This is a genomic window from Staphylococcus sp. EG-SA-15 (assembly GCF_017151895.1).
In the GTDB taxonomy this organism is placed as follows: domain Bacteria; phylum Bacillota; class Bacilli; order Staphylococcales; family Staphylococcaceae; genus Staphylococcus; species Staphylococcus aureus.
On the sequence record NZ_JACVZN010000025.1, the window covers coordinates 16,517 to 41,437 of the forward strand.

The 24,921-nt window shown below is 34.3% G+C and carries 24 protein-coding genes; 9 read left to right on the forward strand and 15 right to left on the reverse strand.

What is annotated here, in order from left to right:
• The first annotated feature begins 205 nt into the window (after positions 1–205).
• Complete coding sequence (locus IDG64_RS10490) at positions 206–1,270, forward strand: quinone-dependent dihydroorotate dehydrogenase (RefSeq protein ID WP_000277415.1); 1,065 nt, start codon at positions 206–208, stop codon at positions 1,268–1,270.
• Positions 1,271–1,424: 154 nt separating this feature from the next.
• Positions 1,425–1,700: a hypothetical protein gene (locus IDG64_RS10495; protein ID WP_000159837.1), complete on the forward strand. Its 276-nt coding sequence runs from the start codon at positions 1,425–1,427 to the stop codon at positions 1,698–1,700.
• 185 nt (positions 1,701–1,885) lie between these two features.
• On the opposite strand, the gene IDG64_RS10500 is transcribed toward IDG64_RS10495, so the two are convergent.
• Positions 1,886–2,608, reverse strand: coding sequence for an epoxyqueuosine reductase QueH (locus tag IDG64_RS10500; protein ID WP_000606213.1), 723 nt, complete (start codon positions 2,606–2,608; stop codon positions 1,886–1,888).
• Positions 2,609–2,961: 353 nt separating this feature from the next.
• Between IDG64_RS10500 and IDG64_RS10505 the strand changes: the two genes are divergently transcribed.
• Entirely contained in the window at positions 2,962–3,411 is a 450-nt protein-coding gene (locus IDG64_RS10505; protein ID WP_000125711.1) for a VOC family protein, read from the forward strand.
• An 80-nt stretch (positions 3,412–3,491) separates the two neighbouring features.
• On the opposite strand, the gene IDG64_RS10510 is transcribed toward IDG64_RS10505, so the two are convergent.
• Positions 3,492–4,079 (reverse strand): TetR/AcrR family transcriptional regulator, encoded by a 588-nt coding sequence (locus IDG64_RS10510; RefSeq protein ID WP_000151113.1) that lies wholly within the window; start codon positions 4,077–4,079, stop codon positions 3,492–3,494.
• 142 nt (positions 4,080–4,221) lie between these two features.
• Between IDG64_RS10510 and IDG64_RS10515 the strand changes: the two genes are divergently transcribed.
• Positions 4,222–5,904, forward strand: a complete 1,683-nt coding sequence (locus IDG64_RS10515) for a CocE/NonD family hydrolase (protein WP_001071574.1) — start codon at positions 4,222–4,224, stop codon at positions 5,902–5,904.
• A gap of 108 nt (positions 5,905–6,012) precedes the next feature.
• Here IDG64_RS10515 and sasK read toward each other — a convergent pair whose 3' ends face one another.
• The 4 genes from sasK to panB all read right to left on the reverse strand — a co-directional run bounded on the left by sasK (position 6,013) and on the right by panB (position 8,777).
• Positions 6,013–6,630: an LPXTG-anchored surface protein SasK gene (gene sasK / locus IDG64_RS10520; protein ID WP_001838109.1), complete on the reverse strand. Its 618-nt coding sequence runs from the start codon at positions 6,628–6,630 to the stop codon at positions 6,013–6,015.
• Positions 6,631–6,729: 99 nt separating this feature from the next.
• Positions 6,730–7,113, reverse strand: coding sequence for an aspartate 1-decarboxylase (gene panD, locus IDG64_RS10525; RefSeq protein ID WP_000621530.1), 384 nt, complete (start codon positions 7,111–7,113; stop codon positions 6,730–6,732).
• Position 7,114: 1 nt separating this feature from the next.
• On the reverse strand, positions 7,115–7,966 hold the full coding sequence (gene panC / locus IDG64_RS10530; protein WP_000163742.1) for a pantoate--beta-alanine ligase: 852 nt from the start codon (positions 7,964–7,966) through the stop codon (positions 7,115–7,117).
• Positions 7,959–8,777, reverse strand: coding sequence for a 3-methyl-2-oxobutanoate hydroxymethyltransferase (panB, locus tag IDG64_RS10535; protein ID WP_000860050.1), 819 nt, complete (start codon positions 8,775–8,777; stop codon positions 7,959–7,961). The genes panC and panB overlap by 8 nt, the downstream gene beginning before the upstream one ends.
• 72 nt (positions 8,778–8,849) lie before the next feature.
• On the opposite strand from panB, the gene IDG64_RS10540 reads away from it, so the two are divergent.
• Positions 8,850–9,710, forward strand: a complete 861-nt coding sequence (locus IDG64_RS10540; protein ID WP_000953569.1) for an oxidoreductase — start codon at positions 8,850–8,852, stop codon at positions 9,708–9,710.
• A gap of 85 nt (positions 9,711–9,795) precedes the next feature.
• Here the strand turns inward: IDG64_RS10540 and budA are convergent, their stop codons facing one another.
• Positions 9,796–10,500: an acetolactate decarboxylase gene (budA, locus tag IDG64_RS10545; protein ID WP_000186117.1), complete on the reverse strand. Its 705-nt coding sequence runs from the start codon at positions 10,498–10,500 to the stop codon at positions 9,796–9,798.
• Positions 10,501–10,777: 277 nt separating this feature from the next.
• A complete protein-coding gene (locus IDG64_RS10550) occupies positions 10,778–11,737 on the reverse strand; it encodes an L-lactate dehydrogenase (protein WP_000846637.1) in 960 nt (319 codons plus the stop codon).
• A gap of 685 nt (positions 11,738–12,422) precedes the next feature.
• Between IDG64_RS10550 and IDG64_RS10555 the strand changes: the two genes are divergently transcribed.
• Positions 12,423–13,871 (forward strand): APC family permease, encoded by a 1,449-nt coding sequence (locus IDG64_RS10555; RefSeq protein ID WP_000534428.1) that lies wholly within the window; start codon positions 12,423–12,425, stop codon positions 13,869–13,871.
• A gap of 79 nt (positions 13,872–13,950) precedes the next feature.
• Here IDG64_RS10555 and IDG64_RS10560 read toward each other — a convergent pair whose 3' ends face one another.
• Entirely contained in the window at positions 13,951–15,288 is a 1,338-nt protein-coding gene (locus tag IDG64_RS10560) for an aspartate aminotransferase family protein (RefSeq protein ID WP_000030051.1), read from the reverse strand.
• Between the two features lie 257 nt (positions 15,289–15,545).
• On the opposite strand from IDG64_RS10560, the gene IDG64_RS10565 reads away from it, so the two are divergent.
• Entirely contained in the window at positions 15,546–15,962 is a 417-nt protein-coding gene (locus IDG64_RS10565; protein WP_001641250.1) for a hypothetical protein, read from the forward strand.
• A 122-nt stretch (positions 15,963–16,084) separates the two neighbouring features.
• Positions 16,085–16,975 carry a fructose bisphosphate aldolase gene (locus IDG64_RS10570; protein ID WP_001031409.1) on the forward strand — a complete coding sequence of 297 codons (891 nt, stop codon included), beginning with the start codon at positions 16,085–16,087 and terminating at the stop codon, positions 16,973–16,975.
• Between the two features lie 193 nt (positions 16,976–17,168).
• Here IDG64_RS10570 and lqo read toward each other — a convergent pair whose 3' ends face one another.
• Complete coding sequence (lqo, locus tag IDG64_RS10575; protein WP_001130051.1) at positions 17,169–18,665, reverse strand: L-lactate dehydrogenase (quinone); 1,497 nt, start codon at positions 18,663–18,665, stop codon at positions 17,169–17,171.
• 295 nt (positions 18,666–18,960) lie between these two features.
• Here lqo and IDG64_RS10580 point away from each other — a divergent pair, with 295 nt between their 5' ends.
• Positions 18,961–19,290, forward strand: coding sequence for a hypothetical protein (locus IDG64_RS10580; protein ID WP_001838111.1), 330 nt, complete (start codon positions 18,961–18,963; stop codon positions 19,288–19,290).
• Between the two features lie 59 nt (positions 19,291–19,349).
• Here IDG64_RS10580 and mbcS read toward each other — a convergent pair whose 3' ends face one another.
• The 5 genes from mbcS to IDG64_RS10605 form a co-directional block, all read right to left on the reverse strand.
• Entirely contained in the window at positions 19,350–20,948 is a 1,599-nt protein-coding gene (gene mbcS / locus IDG64_RS10585) for an acyl-CoA synthetase MbcS (RefSeq protein ID WP_206171318.1), read from the reverse strand.
• 193 nt (positions 20,949–21,141) lie between these two features.
• Positions 21,142–21,585, reverse strand: a complete 444-nt coding sequence (locus tag IDG64_RS10590) for an antibiotic biosynthesis monooxygenase family protein (RefSeq protein ID WP_001028786.1) — start codon at positions 21,583–21,585, stop codon at positions 21,142–21,144.
• A gap of 279 nt (positions 21,586–21,864) precedes the next feature.
• Positions 21,865–22,077 (reverse strand): sterile alpha motif-like domain-containing protein, encoded by a 213-nt coding sequence (locus IDG64_RS10595; RefSeq protein WP_000011688.1) that lies wholly within the window; start codon positions 22,075–22,077, stop codon positions 21,865–21,867.
• Between the two features lie 277 nt (positions 22,078–22,354).
• The gene (gene betA, locus IDG64_RS10600) at positions 22,355–24,064 is read right to left on the reverse strand and encodes a choline dehydrogenase (RefSeq protein ID WP_000066521.1); all 1,710 of its coding nucleotides are present in this window, start codon (positions 24,062–24,064) and stop codon (positions 22,355–22,357) included.
• Between the two features lie 260 nt (positions 24,065–24,324).
• A partial coding sequence (locus IDG64_RS10605; protein ID WP_206171319.1) for an aldehyde dehydrogenase family protein occupies positions 24,325–24,921 on the reverse strand: 597 nt, incomplete at its 5' end.

Sequence of the window (24,921 nt, forward strand, 5' to 3'; positions counted from 1 at the left end):
CAATCTACTTACTTTATATTATAATATTGCCTAATTAGGATGATTTAATCTTAAAAACGTTATTCAAACTTGCGTCAATTTTCAAAACTTTTTAGTTTTAACTAGGAAATTATGTAGGGAAATGCTAGTCTATTAAAAGAATATATTTCACATATATTAAGTTGAGGATAGTAAGCCTCAAATATAATGAAATAGGAGCATACTCATGTACAAATTAATTAAACCTTTCTTATTCAAAATCGAACCCGAAAAAGCACACGGACTAACTATCGATGCATTAAAAACGTTACAAAAGTTTCCGGTTTTATTCCCAGTCGTCGATAAACTATTTACTTATAAGAATCCAACGTTATCACAAACGATACAAGGTAATACGTACGACAATCCAATTGGCTTAGCAGCTGGTTTCGACAAATCTTGCGAAGTACCAAAAGCATTGGAACACCTTGGATTCGGTGCTTTAGAATTAGGTGGTATCACACCTAAACCTCAACCGGGTAACCCTCAACCACGTATGTTTAGATTATTAGAAGATGACGCCTTGATAAATCGAATGGGCTTCAATAATATTGGTATGAACAAAGCACTCAGTCATTTGCGTAAAAATGCTTATCAAGTACCTGTTGGTATCAATGTTGGTGTGAATAAAATGACACCTTATGAAGCGCGTTATCAAGATTATATAAAGGTTATTGATACGTTTAAACACGACGTTTCATTTTTCACAGTCAACATCAGTTCTCCAAATACTGAAAATCTTCAAAACTTCCATGATAAAGATGAATTTTCAATGTTATGCCAAGCTTTAACAGCATTTAAAAAACAACATGATGTAACAGTGCCAATTTATTTAAAACTAACGTCTGATATGGATTTCGATGGCTTAAAAGCACTATTACCAGCGATTACTGAGACATTTGACGGTATCATCTTAGCAAACACAACGCGACAACGAGATGGTTTAACTTCTGCTAATAAAGTCGAAGAAGGCGGTTTGAGTGGTCGTCCATTATTTGAACGTAATTTAAAATTGATTAAGTATGCTTATCAGCAAACAAATGGCGAATTTTTAATTATAGGTACAGGCGGCGTATTCAGTACTGAAGATGCAATCAAAATGATGCGTCACGGTGCGTCACTTATTCAAATTTATTCATCACTTGTTATTGAAGGCCCAGGTTTAACTAAGAAAATGAACAAAGGCATCGCACGTTACTTAAAAGATCATCATTTTGACAATGTCAGTGATATTATAGGACTAGATGCCTAATCCAACATAGTCAAATAATACTTTAAAACTTGCTGAATCGTCTTATTAAAATTATGATATAACTCAAGAAGATATATTTATCACCATTTTTCAAAATAATGGCTTAAATATCACATATCATTAAATATAGCGTTTTATAACGGAGGCGTTTGTTATGACTAAAGAAACAGATAATAAAAAAACAGTAGCGACTTCTGACAACAAAGACACACAGCAACAAAATCAACCTGAAGAAGATGAACGTCAAGGTTTGAATGGTTATCGTAAAACAGATCTTGATTTAGAAATCGAGCAAGAGCTACGTGAAATGATGAAAACAGGAGAAAATGAAACGAAAAATGACTACAAAAAGTTTAAAGTGTTTTCACTTATTTCAACACTTGTCATTGTCATTTTAGCAATTATAAGATTTGTTCATAAAATGATGTAATTAGAGTGAGACATTGTTTTATGTCTCAGAATCCAGTTATTCATTATAGCTACAATATTTACGATTATATAAATAACCCGAGATTTTAGTATGATTTATTTCACTAAAATCTCGGGTTTCTATTTGATAATTTTTAATAGGGCATGGCTTGTATATGCGCCTGCCTTTTATCTCATTTCCAATGATTAATCTGGATATTGTTCTAAAAATGCTTTCGCTTCTTTATTAACTGTTTTAAAATCAATACCTTGTTGCATCGCTGCAAAGACACATCCACAATAACACTGCCTAAAGATATTATAGTCATTACACATTTCTATGGAACGCTCATAACCTTTACTTTTCTTAAAATCACTTGGCAAATAGTTCACATCGTATATTTTTTGGACATCCATACCAAGTTCATTGATTAATTGTGCGTTCTTTTTAGGTGATAATGTGATTGCACTGCCAAAATAATCATAGCCATGTTCTACAGCTGCTTTCGCTACAATATCCAAACGCATTTCAAAACAAGTGGTACAACGTAAGCCGCCTTCTTTTTCATCAGCTAATTCTTTATCCTTCACCATTTTCACAAACTTATGCGGTTCATAAGGTGCTTCAATATACTTCACATTCGCACCAGTCTTGCGATTAAAATCTTCCACAAATTGTTCTTGCACTTTAGCACGTCGTAAGTACTCATTTTTCGGATGAATATTTGAATTCGCGAAATAAATTGCAATGTCTGCATATTGTGTTAAAAACTCTAATGTATATGTACTACAAGGTGCACAACAACTATGCAATAAGATTTTAGGTCTGATTGCTTCTCTTTCCCACTGCCCGATTAATTTCTTCAACACCTTGTCATAATTAATTTTTTGATTTTTCATTTTACTGATAATAGGTTCAGCATTAATCATGATTTAACCTCCCACATTTAATCATTAACTTCTATTATATATGATTCATATTAAATGTCAGTCAAAAAAGTTAGAAATTCATTTTAATGCATTTATATTTCGAAAATCCCTTATGTATCTAAAAGCATTTTTTAAACTTGAATTTTAAAACACTAAACAACACATACGTCTCTGTGTCATTTTCATTTTTTGTATGTCATATATATGTTTACTTCATTTAAATCAATTTCATCTTATAATTTATCGTGTATTTTACAAAAGATTGACTTCAATTCATCGTAAAAGTTATACTTTTGCCATTTTTTAATGTAACATGGTGTTAGTAATAAAAATAATACATTGAGGTGTTTTACATGACAGCATTATTCCCTTATATCGCTTTTGAAAATTCAAAAGAAGCCCTTGCATATTACGAAGAAGTATTTGGTGCAACTGACGTTAAACGTTTAGAAGTTAGCGAAGAACAAGCGTCACATTTTGGTATGACTAAGGAAGAAGCGCAAGAAGCAACTATGCATGCTGAATTTGAAGTGCTTGGCGTAAAAGTGCTATGTTCTGATTCTTTTGGTCGCGCTGACAAAATTAATAATGGCATATCATTATTAATTGATTATGATGTTAACAATAAGGAAGATGCTGATAAAGTTGAAGCATTCTATGAGCAAATTAAAGATCATTCTTCAATTGAAATAGAATTACCGTTTGCTGACCAATTCTGGGGTGGCAAAATGGGCGTCTTTACCGATAAATACGGTGTTCGTTGGATGTTACATGGTCAAGACTATACTGCAATCCAACAATAATGTTATTGATAAAGATATCATTTAATAAGCTTATGTTATTTAGCAAGGCAAGCCACTCTCGATTCATGGCTTGCCTTATTTTATTGTATATTTTTAATTATCGTTGCTGGCCCTTGATTGACAATCGTATTAAAATGCATTATTAAGTCAACTTTGTCTATACGGTTTGGATCTTCTACCCAATGTCTTATCAAAGACAATCCCGCACCTGAAACATAACTCATGAAATAGGAAAATGGTATACCATTAATTTGATCATTTTCATTTTTATAACGTTGTAAATGACACATAATTAAATCATAAAGTTTTTCGTGGATATTTGAATCTTTACCCATACGAAACATCAATTGATAAAATGCGATGTCTTTTTCTATCATTTCTATTAAAACGGTCATAATTTGATGTATGTTATCCGTGGATAACTTAACTGCTCCATTTAACTTCTCATCATGAATGAAGTCTCTTATTTCCTCCAACTGCTGGTCCTCTAATTTTTCAAGCAAATCATATTTATCATAATAATGCGTATAAAATGTACTACGGTTAACATCAGCTAAATCTGCAATTTGTTGCACAGTAATCTCTTCTAATTGGTGTTGATGTAAAAGTTCAATAAATGCATTTCTCATTGCAACTTGTGATTTTCTAATACGTCGATCTATAGTCATTTGTATCAAGTCCTCCCCAATGATTATTAACAATTATAAACGTTATGTTCATTATCCCACAAATCTCCAACATTGATGATTGGCACACAATGTTTACCTGTTTAATATAGGTGATACAAACAAACAGAAAAAGGTGATAACAATGAACCAACATTTACTAGGAAATCCAAAATTAACTGTAACTCATGTCAATGAAGTGAAAGCCGGTATTAACCACATCGTTGTCGACAGTGTTCAATATGGAAATCAAGAAATGATTATGGAAAAAGATGTCACTGTGGAAATGCGCGATGGCGAAAAATTATATATTAATATTTTCAGACCAAATAAAGATGGCAAATTCCCTGTAGTTATGTCTGCAGATACTTACGGTAAAGATAATAAGCCTAAAATCACAAATATGGGTGCCCTTTGGCCAACATTAGGTGCCATTCCGACATCTAGTTTTACACCTGAAGAATCACCAGACCCAGGATTTTGGGTGCCAAATGATTATGTTGTAGTTAAAGTTGCATTACGCGGTAGTGACAAATCCAAAGGCGTCTTATCTCCATGGTCAAAAAGAGAAGCGGAAGATTATTACGAAGTGATTGAATGGGCAGCAAAACAGCCATGGAGTAATGGAAATATCGGAACAAATGGTGTTTCTTATCTTGCGGTGACTCAATGGTGGGTCGCATCATTAAATCCACCACATTTAAAAGCAATGATTCCTTGGGAAGGATTAAATGATATGTATAGAGAAGTAGCCTTTCACGGAGGTATACCGGATACTGGCTTTTATCGTTTCTGGATACAAGGTATTTTTGCGAGATGGACAGATAATCCAAATATCGAAGACATGATTCAAGCACAACAAGAACACCCTTTGTTCGATGATTTTTGGAAACAGCGTCAAGTGCCATTATCACAAATTAAAACACCTCTACTAACATGTGCTAGTTGGTCTACACAAGGTTTGCACAACCGTGGCTCTTTTGAAGGATTTAAACAAGCTGCATCTGAAGAAAAATGGCTATATGTGCATGGACGTAAAGAGTGGGAAAGTTACTACGCTAGAGAAAATCTCGAACGCCAAAAATCATTCTTTGATTTTTACCTTAAAGAAGAAAATAACGATTGGAAAGATACGCCTCATGTCATTTATGAAGTTAGAGATCAATTTTATAAAGGCGAATTCAAATCAGCGTCAGCGTTCCCTTTACCTAACACAGAATATACACCATTGTATTTGAATGCTGAAAATCACACATTGAATCATGCAAAGATTAGTAGCGCGCATGTCGCACAATATGACTCTGAAGATAAACGACAAGATGTAAGTTTTAAATATACGTTTGACAAAGATACTGAGTTAGTTGGAAACATGAACTTAAAACTATGGGTAAGCACTAAAGACTCAGACGATATGGATTTATTTGCAGGTATTAAAAAGTTAGATCGTCGTGGTAATGAAGTTAACTTCCCTGATTTTAATCATATTGAAAATGGTCAAGTAGCTACCGGTTGGTTACGCGTATCACATCGTGAATTAGATCAAGAAAAATCCACAATTGCGCAACCTTGGCATAAACATGAAACAGAATTAAAGTTGTCACAAGATGAGATTGTACCTGTTGAAATCGAATTGTTACCTTCAGGCACGCTATTTAAACAAGGCGAAACATTGGAAGTTGTTGTAAAAGGTAGTGAAATTGTAATTGGTAATAGTACCCCTGGCATGAAAACGCGTTATGAACATGAAGAAACCGTAAATAAAGGCATGCACATGATTTATACTGGTGGTAAATATGATTCACAATTAATCATTCCTATCGTTAATTGATATGCAACAATTACGGTTGCTTTTGATTAAAAGTGACATAGTGATAGGACTGTATAACAAGAGAAGACCACACACTTGGAATCTTAAACCAAGGTGTGGCCCTTTTTATTATTGATGGCTATTTAATTTTATAAATCTTGTCACTAAACTTACTACAAGCAATATTAAACCAATAAATAAAGCCATAATTGCTGTATTACTTTCGTTGTTTACTCCTGTTTTTGGCAATTCTTTCAATTGTTGCTTATGTACTGACTTGCTCTTGCTATCCAAATGAATACTTTGTTGTTTAGCCATTTGTTTATTACTTTTTGTGTGAATATCATTTGCTTTAATACTTGGATTTACAGCACTATTATTCGATGTTCCATTTGCGTTTTTCAACTGATTAATAACATTTGGATCTTTCGTGCCATCTATTAAATTATCTGGATGTTTTAGTAAATGTCTGCAGTCGGATACTATTTTAGAATCTTTTGCCTTTACCGCATTATTCGGCACCTCATTATCATCTTTCAACTGCTTGATAACATCTGGATCTTTCGTGCCATCTATTAAATTATCAAGTTTTTTCACACGTGCTATGTCACTAACTGGCCCTGGATAATTTGCATCCGGTTGTCTAACTGGTATTAAATTGCTGTTTTCATTCACACCTTCAGGTTTGTTATTTTCGGCGTTCGCATTATCCGTAAAAATCAACACTGATAAAATTGCAACGATAATACCTTTACTTCTATTACGCTAACCCAATTGGCATAAAAATAAAAACCCCTAATGGATAACTACATTGTTATCTACTAGAGGTTTCTAACTTATACTATTTTATAACACTATCGTATTTTCTTTTTCATGAATCATTTCAATAATGACATTGTCTTCATTCATTACTGCTACTTTAGGTGCATGGTGTTTAATTTCTTCTTCATTCAACTGTGCATAAGTCATGATTATGACTACATCGCCTACTTCAACAAGTCTTGATGCTGCACCGTTTAAACAAATTTTACCACTACCTCTTTCACCAGCTATTACGTATGTTTCAAAACGGGCACCATTATTATTATTCACGATGGCTACTTTTTCATTTGGCAAGATGTCTACCGCTTCCAATATATCTGAATCAATCGTAATGCTACCTACATAATTTAAATTTGACTCAGTCACTCTTGCTCTATGAATTTTAGCATTCATCATTGTTCTTATCACTTTATTCAGCTCCAATTATTATATTATCTATTAAACGCGCTTTTGAAAATTTAACAGCTAACGAGATAAATATGCGTCCAGTTATTTCGTGTTGTTCTACTAATTGAGGATAACTATAAACAGCAACTTCTTCAATGCGTCCACTTATATGTGATTCAAGATATTCAGTAACCCTGTCTATAATTACTTTACTTTGACGTTCACCGTCTTGATACAACGCTTGTGCTAATAGCAAACTTTTACTTAAATGTACCGCTTCTTGTCGTTCTTGCTCCGTTAAATAAACATTTCTTGAACTTTTCGCCAAACCATCTGCTTCTCGAACGATATCAATACCAATAATTTCAACGGCATGATTGAAGTCTTTTACCATTTGCTCGACAATAGCCAATTGCTGGGCATCTTTTTTACCAAAATAAGCATAATCCGGCATAACAATATTAAATAGCTTATTAACTACTGTTACCACCCCATCAAAATGCCCTGGACGCTTCGCTCCTTCTAACACATCAGCTAATGGACCTACTTTGACATCAATACCTAATTCACCTGGATACATATCTTCTACTGCAGGATGAAAAACAATGTCCGCCCCTACTTCTGATACTAATTCTAAATCTTTATCAATTTGTCTCGGATAAGCATCGAAATCTTCGTTTGGACCAAATTGTAATGGATTAACAAATACACTCACAACTGTAATATCATTTGTACTAACTGATTCGCGTACCATCGTTAAATGTCCATCATGTAAGGCACCCATTGTTGGGATAAAACCAATCGTTGTTCCTGAGCGTTTGGCTGCTTTAACAATGTGTTGCATCTCTTTTACCGTAGTAATCAGCTTAGTCATTGTTATTAACCTCATTCATAATTTTCTTTTTATACGTATATTCTTCTGATGGAAATGCACCAGATTTAACTTCTTGATCGTATTGTTTTAAACCATCCACACCAACACTAAAATCAGCAAATTGCTTCACAAATTTCGCTTTATGTTCAACACCATAATTTAACATATCGTGATAAACCAATACTTGACCATCTGTACCTTTTCCTGCACCAATACCAATGACTGGAATTGTTAAGTGCTTGCTAATTTCTTCTGCTAAATCATTTGGAATTGCTTCAAGTACTAACGCAACTGCACCAGCTTGTTCTACATTTTTCGCATCTAAAATAAGTTGCTCCGCTGCTTCTTTCGTTGCACCTTGTAATTTATACCCCATAACGCCAACACTTTGAGGTGTTAATCCTAAATGTGCAACAACAGGAATACCAATTGCCGTTGCTTTTTCAATAAATGGTGTAATATGCGCTCCTTCTGCTTTAATTGCATTTGCATTCGTCTCCTGATAAAGCTTTAGAGCATTATTTAAGTCTTGTGTCATAGAGATGCCTACTGCACCAATCGGCATATCAACAACTACAAATGTATTTGGTGCGCCTCTTCTTACTGCACGACCGTGATGAATCATATCTGCTAACGTCACTTGTACGGTACTTTCATAACCTAATACAGTCATACCAAGTGAATCCCCAACAAGAATCATATCAATACCCGCTGCTTCCACTTGTTTAGCACTTGGAAAATCATAAGCTGTTACCATAGAAATTTTAGTTTGCTTTTGTTTCATATCTATTAATTGACTTACTGTTTTCAATGTTATTCAACCTCTTTTTGCAGTATTATTAGAAATAGTATAATGAATCTTTTATAGAAAGGAAAGAAGAAGATGTTATCAGTTGCGATTATCGGCCCAGGCGCTGTCGGTACAACTATTGCCTATGAATTACAACAATCATTGCCTCATACAACGCTTATCGGGAGACACGCCAAAACAATAACATATTATACTGTACCACATGCACCTGCACAAGATATTGTTGTGAAAGGTTATGAAGATGTCACAAACACATTTGATGTTATTATTATTGCAGTCAAAACACATCAACTTGATGCAGTTATTCCTCATTTAACTCATCTTGCACATGAGGACACGCTCATCATTTTAGCCCAAAATGGTTATGGTCAACTCGAACATATTTCATTTAAAAACGTATGCCAAGCAGTTGTCTATATAAGTGGTCAAAAGAAAGGCGATGTTGTTACGCACTTCAGAGATTATCAATTACGTATACAAGATAATGCATTAACACGACAATTTAGAGATTTGGTCCAAGACAGTCAAATCGACATTGTATTAGAAGCAAATATTCAACAAGCTATTTGGTATAAATTGTTAGTTAACTTGGGCATTAATTCTATCACAGCACTCGGGAGACAGACAGTTGCAATCATGCATAATCCTGAAATACGTACACTGTGTAGACAGCTATTACTAGATGGTTGTCGTGTTGCACAGGCAGAGGGGTTAAACTTTTCAGAACAAACTGTCGATACTATTATGACTATATATCAAGGTTATCCCGACGAAATGGGAACGAGCATGTATTACGACATTGTGCATCAGCAACCTCTTGAAGTCGAAGCAATTCAAGGCTTTATTTATCGACGTGCACGTGAACACAATCTTGACACCCCATATCTTGATACTATTTATAGCTTTTTACGCGCGTATCAACAAAATATGTAAGCTCATATATAATATAAAAAGACCTTAACGATGCATTTAGAACCACCTGTTCCTTATATCGCTAAGGTCTTTTAATTATATTAGACTATTCAGCTTCTCTAATTTCTTCTGCCACATCTTTATAGTCTATTTTCGCTTTAACAAACGTCTCGTTATTTACCGGGAAATGTTGTTGGAATGTTTCAAAGTTTTGTATCTCAACGACAACGTCATCCACTTCAAAGTCAAGAACATGTCCACCATAAGCTCTTTCATCATCCGCAAAATGTATATGAAAACCAGCAGATCCTACGCCATGAAATAATTCTGGTGTAAAAAATCCAACAATGGCACCACGAATATCTTGTCTTTTTTCCTCAGGTTGTCTGCGTGCTGAATCAATCAAACGTGTATATGGCGGTTGCTGAGCAGGCATCATTCGTACATGCATATGTTTAAATGTGCCATAAATTTTAACAGCCGAAAATAAATTCTCACTTAACATTTCATTTTTAATTTGTGCGAATACATCATCTTGTGATAATTGTTGCAATGGAAATGTCTTACTCGCTTTAAAATTAGTAATCGATGCATACGGTACTTTCTCATCGCCTTTTAATTCTATAAATTCTTTATGCTCGTTAGCATGATATGCCTTTCCGTCTAAAAATATTACTTCGCCATCAGACCCTGTTAACGTTGCAATCCCTAAATTCCCATGTTCTAACAATTCATTAATTGTAGCTGTGCCTTCTAGTAAGCCAGCCATTAACGTACCTAATGTACCATGTTGATACAAGACATTCGTCATTCCAAAACCATCTCCCTATAGTTATTCCTCGTTGTCATGCTCTACTTCGTGATTAATGCAGAACTACTTTCCTTTATACTCAATGACGCCTCAACATTTTTATTCATGTCACTAAATTTTCACGAGTCATAATACTTTATTCAATTATTATTTTACGCAAAAGTATTGCCTCTATCAATGCTTGCTAAAAAAATGGACCTATCAGTGCCACGTGTTACTGCAACACTAATAGATCCTCTTACCATTAATATATTTCTAATTAATACTTAAAATAGGCTTAGTCTTCTAATAAATATTTAATTGAATCAAATGTATCTTCTAATGTTTTAACAGATTTATCGAACAACGCTTGTTCTTCGGCACTTAATGGCATTTCATAAATTTTAACTGCGCCATGTTGGTTAACTAATGTTGGTACACCTAGGTAAACGCCTTTGTGACCACCATATTGACCATCTAATTGTATAGAAACATTTAAGACATTATTTTCATTATTTAAAATGGCTTTTGAAATGCGCATCAATGCTAATGCAATACCATAGTATGTTGACCCTTTAGCTTGGATAATTTCATAAGCAGCGTCACGTGTATTTACATAAATTTCTTCCGCTTTAGCTTCGCTACCAGTTTGTTCTTTTAATGTGTCATATACTGAAATACCTGCTACATTTGCTTGTGACCAAACTGCAAGTTCAGTATCACCATGCTCACCAATAATACTAGCGTCAACACTTGAAGGTGCAACACCAAGTTCTTGGCTAATTAAATATTGTAAACGTGCACTGTCCAATACAGTACCTGAACCGATAACACGCTCTGCTGGTAATCCAGTATATTCTTTTACAAATCTTGTTAAAATGTCTACAGGGTTTGCCGCGATTAAGAAATATCCATCAAAGCCACTATCCATAACACTCTTAACGATGCTCTTCATAATCTTAGTATTTTTTTCAACTAATTGTAAACGTGTTTCACCTGGCTTTTGAGGTGCACCAGCTGTAATAACAACTAAATCTGCATCTTTACAGTCTTCGTATTCACCTGCTTTCACATCAACTGGTGAAGGACTGTGGACTGTACCATGGTTTAAATCTTGAACATCTGCTTTTACTTTGTCTTTTGCAATGTCAATAATTACAAATTCATCAGCAACACCTTGCGTAACCATTGCAAAGGCATAGCTTGATCCTACAGATCCATCTCCGATTAATACAACCTTTTTACCAAATGTTTTCATAATTATGTCTCCTAACCTAATTGAATTTATTTTACACGTGACTACACGTAAAAATATCTATACTGAAATTAAAGATTAACAATTTTATTTTATTATAATATTATGCTACCAAATTACAAACATAAAACTGAGATGTAAGCGGAGTCAAATTACACTCTATCGCCAATAAATATTGATATCTCAAGCTTTAGCACGTAATTTGAAATTTGTGACAATTTTTAGCATTCTAAAATTGCGTAATGACGCTATTTAAAGCCTTTAACAAACTATTGACCTTTCTATTTTTTTCATTTTAAAAAGGATGGCTATTCGACTTAAATGACTTACTATATAACCTACTATTTTCCGCCTTACTCTCATCATATTTGATGCATCTTTTTATAGTCAAAGAATTACATTTCATACAAACTAGCCAATCAGACATAAACATGAAATTGATTTTAAAAATATAATGCGCAAAATTGTTAGAAAATTAGCAAAAATAGTACTTATTCATTTAATATCTGTTATAATCAGTTTTATCATTTAAAAAATCTATGGATGTTATCAAGACAAGTCATTAATACGTAACATAAAGTTGTGATTTTTCAGAATTTTTAGACAAAATGTTGATTATTTGTGCTATGATATAACATATTAAAAAACACCGTATAGAGTTGTTTATGAATGTTTGGGAGGAAAGTTTATGGGAAGTTTTTTCAATAAAATAGCACGAAAAGAGGATCCGGCTATCTATCAAAATAAAGATGGTCATTTAAAGCGTACACTTCGGGTGCGTGATTTCTTAGCTTTAGGTGTAGGAACAATTGTATCGACATCTATCTTTACGCTACCTGGCATTGTTGCTGCAGAACATGCAGGACCGGCCGTTGCGTTATCATTCTTACTCGCTGCTATTGTTGCTGGTTTAGTTGCATTTACTTATGCAGAAATGGCTGCCGCTATGCCATTTGCAGGTTCAGCCTATTCTTGGGTCAATGTATTATTTGGTGAATTTTTTGGATGGGTTGCCGGTTGGGCTCTATTAGCTGAATATTTTATCGCCGTAGCCTTTGTTGCATCAGGATTCTCAGCGAATTTACGCGGACTTGTGAAACCAATTGGCATCGAATTACCAGCAGCATTATCAAATCCATTTGGTACGAATGGCGGTTTTATCGATATTATTGCTGCTATCGTTATTTTATTAACTGCATTATTACTATCACGTGGTATGTCGGAAGCAGCACGTATGGAAAATATTTTAGTTATTTTAAAAGTATTAGCTATTATTTTATTTGTCATCGTAGGTTTAACAGCAATAAATGTTAGTAACTATGTGCCATTTATTCCAGAACACAAAGTAACTGCTACAGGTGACTTTGGTGGTTGGCAAGGCATATATGCTGGTGTTTCAATGATTTTCTTAGCGTATATCGGTTTCGATTCTATCGCAGCAAACTCAGCAGAAGCACTTGACCCTCAAAAGACAATGCCTAGAGGTATTCTTGGTTCTTTAAGTGTTGCTATCGTATTATTTATTGCTGTAGCACTTGTGTTAGTTGGTATGTTCCATTACTCACAATACGCAAACAATGCTGAACCTGTTGGTTGGGCTTTACGTCAAAGTGGTCATGGTGTTGTAGCAGCTATTGTTCAAGCTATCTCTGTTATCGGTATGTTTACAGCATTAATTGGTATGATGTTAGCAGGCTCACGTTTACTTTATTCATTTGGACGTGACGGCTTATTACCTTCATGGTTAAGCCATTTAAACGACAAACATTTACCTAATCGCGCACTAGTTATACTTACTATTATTGGTGTTTTAATTGGTTCTATGTTCCCATTCGCATTTTTAGCACAATTAATTTCAGCCGGTACACTTGTTGCATTTATGTTCGTTTCATTAGCAATGTATCGTTTGAGAAAGCGTGAAGGTAAAGATCTACCAATTCCTGCATTTAAATTACCTTTATATCCTGTGTTACCAGCAGTTACATTTGTTTTAGTATTGCTAGTATTCTGGGGATTAGGATTCGAAGCGAAATTATACACTTTAATTTGGTTTATTGTTGGTATCATTCTATATTTAAGTTATGGACTTAGACATTCTAAGAAAAATGACGTAGCTGAATACCACCCACCAAAATAAAAATCAAAAAAATCATTTCCCATCTGATTAACATCCAGATGTGGAAATGATTTTTTATTTTATATTAAGATAATCGCTATTACCAACCTTGTCCAGATATGTCATATTGATCTAAGTTACCTGCTTCCAAAGCAGTCAGTGCATCTTCTATAGTGTTTAACGCCGTGTCTAATTGCTCATATGTTATCACCAATGGCGGTTGGAATCGCAACACATTTCCTGCTACAGCTATAATAACTACGCCATGCTCAAAGCAGTAATTACAAATTTTAAGTGCCGCACTGGCATCACGTGTTTTGAATTTTTTGTCGGAAACAATATCAATACCAATGCTCAGACCTTTACCTCTAACATCGCCTACACTATTGTATTTAGATACCCATTGATCCATTCGTTTCCTAACATATTCCCCTTTTTCCGCACTAGTCTGAAGAAGCGACTGATCTTCAATCATTTGAATTGTGGCTAATGCAGCTTCACAACTAACTGGATTAGCACCTGTTGTAAATAAATGTGCTGGCGCTTCTAAACAATTCATAATCTCTTTGCGTCCAACAATTGCTGACATAGGCATACCACCTGCTAAGGATTTTCCAAAAGTGATTAAATCAGGCGTAAAATTAAAATGCGAGACTGAACTCCATGTACCTGTTCGCCCAAAACCTTGTTGAATATCATCGACAGCGATTAAAATACCATGTTCACGACAAATCTTTTCTAACGCTTCAAAATACCCTGGAACTGGTTCTAAAAGTCCACCATCGCCTTGTATCGTTTCAATAACAATACATGCTACTTCGTCAGCAGGTACATATTTCGCAAACATTTCTTTTAAGGGTGCTAAATATTCTTCTACTGAATTAGCTTGCGGCTGCTCGTACATACCACGATATTTATCTGGAAACGGAATATGATAAAAACCATTCAATAATGGACCATAATGTTTGCGCATATTTAAACTAATAGCTGACATAGACAACGAGCCAAAAGTTGAACCATGATATGCATTAGTGAAACTAATGATATAAGGGCGCCCTGTATATGCTCTGGCAAATTTAATGATGCCATCATTTGCGTCTGATCCGGTTAATCCGAAAGTCACTCTTTTTTCAAAATCTCCAGGTGCAATCTCACAAAGCTTCTTAGCTAAACGTACCAACGGTTCATGATACATATATGCTGGTGTATAATGAATAAATTTATCAACTTGTGCCTTTATCGCTTCTGTTACTTCTCTAGGTGCATGACCTACGTTTTGAGAACTCGCACTCGATAACAAATCGATATATGTCTTCCCCTCAATATCAACCAATGTTGCTCCATATCCATGATCAATCGCTAACGGATAATATTTAATACGTCCTGATTTCGCAAAATAATGTTCATCCTCTTGAATTAATTGATGTGCTTTACTCATATACATTCCCCTCCCATTGACAGTATTAATATGCAAGCAAAGTGGCCTCTCTTAAATCGATTATAAAATCCGATTTAAAATCCTGCTCAAATACCGTCATGCCTCTATGAATACTATCCAATATACTAATAAAATTCAGATTTGTAAATATATTCTGATAATTAAGAATTTTATATCAATCTACTTTGTTTATGCGCATAATTTTGTTCGATTAGGGAATTGTTTACTATATTTCATTTGACTCTGAGGTGATACGAATGCGTTTAAAAGTATTGTTCCATTTCATTGCTGCTATTTTCATATCATTCATGTTGCTATGGATGACCATGTTGTTTGACTTAATAAGCAATCAATCACATTTAAAAGCTTTATTATTGAATTTAGATTTTCTAATTCCTTCTGACAATACACCATATATTCTAGAAATAATATGTCACTTACTAATTGGTAGCGTCATTTATTTTGTATTTGTGTTGCTGTTTCATACTTCTAAAAGGCTTTACTATCTATGTTATATCCCTTTATTTTTCTTATTTATAGCATTGTATCCCTTTTTAGTATTTATTGCGCAACGTCCAATTTTTCAATTTAGTGTGACAGAATTAATCGGTTGGATTATTACACATATTTTCTTTATGTCATTAATAGCGTTAGTCATACCTAGAATAAAATAATATTTTTAATTAAACTGACAATTATTTTTCACATTTTATACACTTTTCAAGGTTTATGACTTGAGAAATGTTCTCATTTTTATCATACTGGAGGTGTATTGAAAAGTTAAGGAGTGGAAAGTATGAATAAAGAGCAATTAGAAAAAATGAAAAATGGAAAAGGCTTTATTGCCGCATTAGACCAAAGTGGTGGTAGTACACCAAAAGCACTTAAAGAATATGGTGTAAACGAAGATCAATATAGCAATGAAGACGAAATGTTCCAACTTGTTCACGATATGCGTACACGTGTGGTAACTTCACCTTCATTCTCACCAGATAAAATTTTGGGTGCTATTCTTTTCGAACAAACAATGGATCGCGAAGTAGAAGGCAAATACACTGCAGATTACTTAGCTGATAAAGGTGTTGTTCCGTTCTTAAAAGTAGACAAAGGTCTTGCTGAAGAGCAAAATGGTGTTCAATTAATGAAACCAATCGACAACTTAGACAGTTTATTAGACCGTGCAAACGAACGTCACATTTTTGGTACAAAAATGCGTTCTAACATTTTAGAATTAAATGAGCAAGGTATCAAAGACGTTGTTGAACAACAATTTGAAGTTGCTAAACAAATTATTGCTAAAGGTTTAGTTCCAATTATCGAACCAGAAGTTAATATTAATGCAAAAGATAAAGCTGAAATTGAAAAAGTATTAAAAGCTGAACTTAAAAAAGGTTTAGATAGCTTAAATGCTGATCAATTAGTAATGTTGAAATTAACAATTCCTACTGAACCAAACTTATACAAAGAGTTAGCTGAACATCCTAATGTTGTTCGTGTCGTTGTATTATCAGGTGGTTACAGCAGAGAAAAAGCAAATGAATTACTTAAAGATAACGATGAACTTATCGCAAGTTTCTCACGTGCATTAGCTAGTGATTTAAGAGCTGATCAATCTAAAGAAGAATTCGATAAAGCTTTAGGTGATGCTGTAGAATCAATTTACGATGCTTCTGTAAACAAAAACTAATTTATGCATTAAACGTATTTTTTGATATAAACTACTAAAAAGGACTCATACATGTGCTTTAATGGCATTGTGTATGAGTCTTTTTTGATTAAAGTTGATTTTGCCGTATGTATTAGATTACGTAAAAAAATCGGACAGCTGAAAAATCTTTAAGATTTCTCAGTTGTCCGATTTTAAATATAGCTATTAGAATTTAGTTTTCGTAGTAACCTAATTCTAAGTCTTTTGAAGTTTGTTTACGGATTTTTCTCATTAATTTTTCGTCTTCAATTAATGATTCACCGTATGATGGAATCATTTTCTTGATTTTAGGTGCCCATTCAGTTTTGTATTCAGGGAAGTTACGTTCTAATACTTCTAACGCAACTGAAACTGAAGTTGAAGCCCCTGGTGATTCACCTAATAATGCGATTACAGTGTGGTCTTGTGAGTTAACCACTTCTGTACCGAATTGGATGAATCCTTTACCGTGTTCAGGTGTATCTTTGATAACTTGTACACGTTTACCAGCAGTGTATAATTGCCAATCTTCATTACGTGCTTCTGGATAGAAAGTACGTAAGTGGTTCATACAACCTTCTTTTGTCATAATCACTTGGTCAAATGAGTATTTAATTAAAGGTAAGTTTTTAACTGCTGCTGCTAATAAAGTTGTAATGTTGTATGTTTTAACAGACTTGAATAAATCTAAGTTAGAACCATTTTTCAAGAATTTAGGTCCAACATTAGCAAATGGTCCAAATAATAATGTTCTTTGACCATCAATGTAACGCGTATCTAAATGAGGTACAGTCATTGGTGGTGTACCAGGTGGCTCTTTACCATAAACTTTGGCATCGTGTTGTTCAATAACTTGTGGGTTTGTACAAGCTAAGAATTGACCACTGATAGGGAATCCACCTAAATGTTTACTTTCAGGGATACCTGTTTTTTGTAATAATGGAATTGCTCCACCGCCAGCACCGATGAATACATAGTCAGTTACTTGTTTGAATTTCTCACCAGTTAGGCGATTTTTAACAGTAACTTCCCATTGCCCATTTGATAATTGTTCAAAATCAACAACTTCATGGTTAAATTGCACTGTAGCATTTGGATGTGCTTCAATGCTTTTAGCCATTTTACGTGTTAATTCACCGAAGTTTACATCTGTACCTTCGTCAATTTTACTTGCCGCCATGATACCAGGGTTATCTTCACGGCCTTTCATCATCAATGGAATCCATTTTTTCATTACTTCGATGTCCTCAGTATATTCGATATTATCGAACATAGGGAAAGCTTTCATCGCTTCGTAACGATCTTTTAAGAATTTAACATTGTTTTTACCTCTAACATAACTGATGTGTGGTAATGGATTGATAAATTCTCTTGGGTTCTCGATGCTACCGCTTTTCACTAAGTGACCCCAGAATTGTTTTGAAATCTCAAACTCTTCGTTAATCACTTTCGCTTTTTCGATGTCGATAGAACCATCAGGTTGTAAAACTGTGTAGTTCAACTCACATAATGCTGCATGACCCGTACCAGCATTATTTCTTTCGTTTGAACTTTCGATTGCAGGACGATCCAAGCGTTCGTAAACGTGGATATTCCAGTCTGGCTCAATTTCTTTTAACATTGAACCAAATGTTGTGCTAAGTACACCGGCTCCAATTAAAACGATGTCTTTACTATTAGACTTAGCCATTGGTTTCACCTCTCCAAAAATTGTAAATGTGTATCATCAATATGAAAGTTACATAAAACTGACATATTTCTTTAAAATATCAACGCCATAGATAACTTCCTGTTTTAATTGATACGCTGTAACAAAATACTATAGTTAGTGCTTACATGTATATGTTAAAGCAAGCAGTGGTAAATGTAAATTATAATTATTCATTAACTTTGCAATATATTAAATCTTTTATTCATAGAAGATAAATATCAAATCGATCATAATTATTTGACAACAAATAGCTAACGATTGTTTTAATCTACATTTGGATTATAGCATTTTAAACCTATACTCTATTTTGATACAATATAAGTGTAAAATCAATCATAAAAAGGAGATTCAATATCTGCATCCAAGAAAAACATCACAATTACCTTTAATATTGAAAACTATTTTGAATCTTTCACTTATAGGCATTGTGATTATCGTTTTTACACATGCTGAGTTTAAGTTTAATGCCGGTGATAGTAATGTGTTTTTATTAACATGGGATATTCGAGGTTTAACATCTTATATTTTCTCATTCTTAATACTGGTTGCGCTTGTTTCTAAACTAATTTTAATATTTATAACTAGACGACAAAGAACATCATAAATAAACAAGCAGTCCAGTGCGTATCATCATACCTTACGCATTGGACTGCTTTGCTATGTTTATTGATTGCTATCTTTTTGTTGTTGCCATTTTTCTATTTCAGAATCTCGTAGTTCAACACGACGAATTTTACCTGAGTTTGTTTTTGGTAAGTCGTCAACGAATTCAATCTCTCTCGGATATTTATATGGTGCAACTTCATTTTTAACAAATTGTTGTAGTTCTTTAACTAACGTATCATCACCCGCAGTATGGTCCTGTAAAATAACGAATGCTTTAACAATATTTCCTCGTATATCATGAGGTTTTGCTACTACAGCACATTCTTTAACGGCTGGATGATTCGTTAACGCATCTTCAACTTCAAAAGGCCCAATCGTATAGCCTGAACTAATAATAATGTCATCTCGACGTCCTTCAAACCAGAAATAACCATCATCATCTACATGAGCTAAGTCACCAGTGATGTAGTATTTACCTGTTTGCGCTTTCGCCGTACGTTCTGGCTCTTTATAATACCCTTTGAAAAGTGCTGGCAAATCAAGTGGTACTGCAATATTCCCTTTCGTATTAGCAGGTACGCTATTCCCCTCATCATCTACTACAGTGACCGAACTACCCGGAATGCCTTTACCCATTGATCCAATCCTCTGTGGTGTATCTTTTAAAAAGCCTATAAGCAAGGTACTTTCAGTCTGGCCATATCCATCTCTTACAGTTAAATTAAAGTATTTCTTGAATTGTTCAACTACTTCTCGATTTAGTGGCTCACCTGCAGAAACGGCACTATGTAAATGCGTTAAGTCATAATCATTTAAGTTCTGTAATTTAGCCATCATACGATATTCTGTCGGTGTACAACATAAAACATTAATTTGATATTTTTGAAGCAATTCTAAGTATGTTTCAGGACTGAACCTTCCATTAAATACAAAAGCAGTTGCACCTGAACCTAATACAGATAAGAAAGGACTCCATACCCATTTTTGCCAACCTGGTGCTGCTGTTGCCCAAACTAAGTCATCTTCATTAATACATAACCAATGTTTTGGTGCCATTTGTAAATGTGCAAATCCCCATCCATGACAATGTGTAACGGCTTTAGGATTGCCAGTTGTACCAGATGTATATGACAGAATCGCCATATCATCACGCGTCATATCTGCCATTTCTAGTTTGTTACTTGCGTTTTCTTTTTCAGCTTCAAGTGAAATCCATCCATCTTTTTGACCGGCAATAACAAATTTAGTTAACGCATCATATTCTTTAATTTTTTCAAATTCAACTGTGAATGGCTCTAGTGCAATAACTGCATTAATTTCACCATGTGTGATACGGTATTGTAAATCTTTAGTTCTTAGCATTTCAGAACATGGAATGATTGCAACACCTAATTTTAAAGCAGCAATATATAATTCATACGTCGCAATAGATCGTGGCATCATAATGAGTACTTTATCGCCTTTAGATAAACCGTGCGATGCTAAAACATTACCTACTTTATTAGACTGTTCAATGAGCTGTTGGTAAGTGACTGATATATCTTCGCCTTCAGTATTATGATATAAAATTGCCTTTTTATCTGGTATGTGGCTATATTTTTCGATTTCCGAAATAATGTTATATTTTTCAGGCGCGAATAGAGCTGACTTTTGCATAACTAACTTCCTTTCATACATCCACTTTTCCTGTGATGAACATTGTAATTTTATAAATGAATTATATATATCATACGCCTATCTTTACAGAATTTTCAATTAAATAGGGTTAAATACCAAAGTCCTCGACACTACACTTTGACATGACGTAGCATTCAAGGACTTTCAAATGATTGAGGGTTGATATCTCGGGCTAGACCATATCAGCTAATTCAATACGAATATTGTATGATAATTCACGATTAATTATTTTTACATCTGCACCTTTCGAAGTGCCACGATGCTTGTGTGTATGCTTGTACTCAGCTGAATTTTGCCAATGATAAAATGCTTGCCTATTTTCCCACAGCGTAATAATGATATAGTGTCTACCAGCTGTTCTAGGTCTTAAAAACCTTAATGCTTTAAATCCATCAACGTTTTTTAAATGCTTATTACGTCGCAAAAATTTTTGCTCGAATGTTTCTTCTTGTCCTTCGTTAATATATAAATGATTTAACACACATAATGAATCATTTGATAAATCATTTATCGCTTCTAGCACATCGTAATATGCAGTGTCATTATTTTTTTGTATTGTGAGACAATCATCCAGTTCTTCTATTACATAACTTCTATATTCATCATAAATGTTCATAATAAATGCCTTCATTTCATTTATATTTTTGGTCATATTACTTTATATCTATTACTAATTCATTCCCGTATTTATTAATTACAATCATAGTTTGGCTTCTTTTTAAAAGATAAGACTTTGTAAAAAGTATTAATATTTCATGCAAATGGGGACAGGAGTCGCCCACTATTTTTGTGTCTTCAATTTCATGATCATTATTTAACATTAGTCATGAAAATAGCCGACAACTTCATCTGTGAAATCACCGGCCTTTTATTTTAGCTAACTTTATTTCTGATTTTACGATTTTAATTGATCATACAGAGAAAGTGATCTTTTTACAATTTCTAAAAACTCATGATCTATATTGGACATTTGATGAAAATAAGACAAAATGTTTTCTGTTAGCTTCTCTTGTTTTGGGAATGAATCATCTTCTTTAATCCAAATCGCTAATTCGCCTAATGGTGTTTTATCATCTTTAAATGTTTGTATATATTCGTAAAAGCTCATAGTATTCCTTCTCTCAATTTACTTATATAAATCCTACCACGAAAGCTTTCAAGAAAACACAATTAAATGTCTATTTAGTGAACTTTTTAAGGTTGTGCACTCTTTTAATGTCTGCCAATTAGGTCAATTAATCATCACAATGTACAATTAACTCTATTTTCAGTTCATATACTCACACACCGTTTTTGAACAACACATTAACTTCTCATTTAGATAAAACGCAAAAAAGCCTGGCACCAATACAATAGATGCCAGACTAAGAGTCTACTATATAAATTTATTTAGCGTATGGTTTTACTTCGATTGCACCTTCATTTTCATCATGAACACCATGCTTATAATAATCAATATATTGTGGCTCTAAAGGCTTTCTGCCACGTATAATGTCTGCTGCTTTTTCAGCTAACATTAAAACAGGTGCGTGTATATTGCCATTTGTCGTACGTGGCATAGCGGATGCATCAACTACACGTAAATTTTCCATACCGTGGACTTTCATTGTTAACGGGTCAACTACTGCCATTGGATCTGAAGCAGGACCCATTTTAGCACTACAAGATGGGTGTAATGCTGTTTCACCATCTCTACGAACCCAATCAAGAATTTCTTCGTCTGTTTGCACTTCTGGTCCTGGTGAAATTTCTCCACCATTGAATGGATCCATTGCTTTTTGAGATAAGATATTTCTTGCTACACGAATTGCTTCTACCCATTCTTTTTTATCTTCTTCTGTTGATAAATAATTAAAGCGGATACTTGGTTTTTCGAATGGATCTTTAGATTTGATTTTCAAGCTACCACGAGAGTTTGAATACATTGGTCCTACGTGAACTTGATAACCATGTGCGACCGCTGCCTTTTGACCATCATATCTTACAGCTATTGGTAAGAAATGGAACATTAAGTTAGGATAATCAACTTCGTTATTTGAACGTACAAATCCGCCACCTTCAAAATGGTTAGATGCTGCTGCACCTGTACGTGTGAAAATCCATTGTAAACCAATAAATGGCATGCGCTTGATATCTAAGCTTGGCTGTAATGATACAGGTTCCTTACATTTATGTTGTATGTATACCTCTAAGTGATCTTCAAAGTTTTCACCCACACCAGGTAAATGAACACGTGGCTCAATGCCTTTTGATTTTAGGAACTCTGAATCACCGATACCAGATAATTGCAGTAATTGTGGCGTATTGAATGCCCCACCAGACAAAATGACTTCATTAGCATCGATGGTATGTAATTTGCCATTTTTCTTATACGTAACACCAGTTGCTCTTCTACCTTCATAATGAATTTCAGTTACAAAGGCACGTGTTTCAACGGTTAAGTTTTTACGCTTCATAGCTGGATGTAAATATGCTCTTGAAGCTGACATTCGGCGACCACGATGTACTTGACTATCGAACGGTCCAAAACCTTCTTGTCTAAATCCATTCACATCAGGTGTTTTATGATAGCCTGCTTCAACACCTGCATCAAAGAATGACTGGAATAAAGGATTCGTTGCTGGCCCTCGTTTTAACTTAATTGGTCCATCATGGCCTCTAAATTTATCATAAGGCGCTGCACCGTATGTTTTTTCTAATTTTTTAAAATACGGTAAACAGTGCGCAAAATCCCAAGTTTCCATACCTTCTGGTTCTGCCCAGCCTTCATAGTCCATTGGATTACCACGTTGGTAAATCATGCCATTAATCGAACTTGATCCACCTAAAACTTTACCTCGGGCATGTGCTACTTTACGACCGCCCATATGTGGTTCTTCATCTGTTGAATAAATCCAATCGTAAAATTTATTGCCTGAAGGGAACATTAACGCAGCAGGCATTTGGATAAATAAATCCCAAAAATAATCACTGCGACCCGCTTCTAATACTAAGACTTCTTTATCTTTATCTTCACTCAGACGATTACCTAGTACAGAACCTGCACTGCCTCCTCCAATGATGACATAATCATATGATTTATTTTTGTTACTCATCGTTATGACCTCCAAAGTTTGTTGTATTTCAAAGTGAGTATTGCATGAAATATTTGTTAGTGGCTGATTGGTTATCGTTGAATTACTAAACTTAGCTAACCAAAACACTCGCTTTTCCTTTTACGATTGTTACTAAAAGTCATGAAATAATCTATGATTCATTTTGCGTTTAGTCCAAATTATCAATCAACATTTCGCCACTTATACAAAACAAAGTGAGTGTCTTGTGTTCTTACAATGGCACTCACCTTATCTAATTTTTATTTGCTAAACCAATTCACTAATTGTGGATTTGTATTTGTTAAAATGTGTTTTGAAACAAGGTACTCTTCTAAGCCTTCTTTGCCTAATTCTCTACCGATACCTGATTGTTTGTATCCACCCCATGGCGCTTGTGCAAAATATGGATGAAAATCATTAATCCACACCGTTCCAAGTTTCAACTTGTTAGCAACGCGTTGTGCTTTTCCAATATCTTTAGAAAATACAGCACCTGCTAAACCATATATAGAATCATTCGCTAATTGAATCGCTTCTTGTTCAGTTTCAAAGCCTTCTACAGTAACGACAGGTCCGAAAACCTCTTCTTGTACAATACGCATTGACGTATCACAATTTGTAATGACTGTTGGCTCGAAGAATAGACCATCTTTTAAATCGTCTCTATCTGGACGTTTACCACCAACAGCAATTGTTGCGCCTTCTGCTTTAGCTACATCCATATAAGATTCGATCTTATTACGATGTTCTGTTGAAATCACTGGTCCCATTTCAGTATCAGCATCAAAACCATTACCTAATTTGATTTTTTTCACGCGATCAATAAGTGCTTGCTCAAATTTGTCTTTAATACTGTT

What these genes read in the sequence shown, in the direction of transcription:
- IDG64_RS10570 (WP_001031409.1), top strand. Translation starts at nt 16,085, where the DNA reads ATGAATAAAGAGCAATTAGAAAAAATGAAAAATGGAAAAGGCTTTATT.
- IDG64_RS10590 (WP_001028786.1), bottom strand. Translation starts at nt 21,585, where the DNA reads ATGAACATTTATGATGAATATAGAAGTTATGTAATAGAAGAACTGGAT.
- IDG64_RS10595 (WP_000011688.1), bottom strand. Translation starts at nt 22,077, where the DNA reads ATGAGCTTTTACGAATATATACAAACATTTAAAGATGATAAAACACCA.
- IDG64_RS10515 (WP_001071574.1), top strand. Translation starts at nt 4,222, where the DNA reads ATGAACCAACATTTACTAGGAAATCCAAAATTAACTGTAACTCATGTC.
- budA (WP_000186117.1), bottom strand. Translation starts at nt 10,500, where the DNA reads ATGACGAATGTCTTGTATCAACATGGTACATTAGGTACGTTAATGGCT.
- lqo (WP_001130051.1), bottom strand. Translation starts at nt 18,665, where the DNA reads ATGGCTAAGTCTAATAGTAAAGACATCGTTTTAATTGGAGCCGGTGTA.
- IDG64_RS10555 (WP_000534428.1), top strand. Translation starts at nt 12,423, where the DNA reads ATGGGAAGTTTTTTCAATAAAATAGCACGAAAAGAGGATCCGGCTATC.
- IDG64_RS10490 (WP_000277415.1), top strand. Translation starts at nt 206, where the DNA reads ATGTACAAATTAATTAAACCTTTCTTATTCAAAATCGAACCCGAAAAA.
- IDG64_RS10500 (WP_000606213.1), bottom strand. Translation starts at nt 2,608, where the DNA reads ATGATTAATGCTGAACCTATTATCAGTAAAATGAAAAATCAAAAAATT.
- mbcS (WP_206171318.1), bottom strand. Translation starts at nt 20,948, where the DNA reads ATGCAAAAGTCAGCTCTATTCGCGCCTGAAAAATATAACATTATTTCG.
- IDG64_RS10560 (WP_000030051.1), bottom strand. Translation starts at nt 15,288, where the DNA reads ATGAGTAAAGCACATCAATTAATTCAAGAGGATGAACATTATTTTGCG.
- IDG64_RS10550 (WP_000846637.1), bottom strand. Translation starts at nt 11,737, where the DNA reads ATGAAAACATTTGGTAAAAAGGTTGTATTAATCGGAGATGGATCTGTA.
- IDG64_RS10495 (WP_000159837.1), top strand. Translation starts at nt 1,425, where the DNA reads ATGACTAAAGAAACAGATAATAAAAAAACAGTAGCGACTTCTGACAAC.
- panC (WP_000163742.1), bottom strand. Translation starts at nt 7,966, where the DNA reads ATGACTAAGCTGATTACTACGGTAAAAGAGATGCAACACATTGTTAAA.
- betA (WP_000066521.1), bottom strand. Translation starts at nt 24,064, where the DNA reads ATGAGTAACAAAAATAAATCATATGATTATGTCATCATTGGAGGAGGC.
- IDG64_RS10565 (WP_001641250.1), top strand. Translation starts at nt 15,546, where the DNA reads ATGCGTTTAAAAGTATTGTTCCATTTCATTGCTGCTATTTTCATATCA.
- IDG64_RS10505 (WP_000125711.1), top strand. Translation starts at nt 2,962, where the DNA reads ATGACAGCATTATTCCCTTATATCGCTTTTGAAAATTCAAAAGAAGCC.
- IDG64_RS10510 (WP_000151113.1), bottom strand. Translation starts at nt 4,079, where the DNA reads ATGACTATAGATCGACGTATTAGAAAATCACAAGTTGCAATGAGAAAT.
- IDG64_RS10540 (WP_000953569.1), top strand. Translation starts at nt 8,850, where the DNA reads ATGTTATCAGTTGCGATTATCGGCCCAGGCGCTGTCGGTACAACTATT.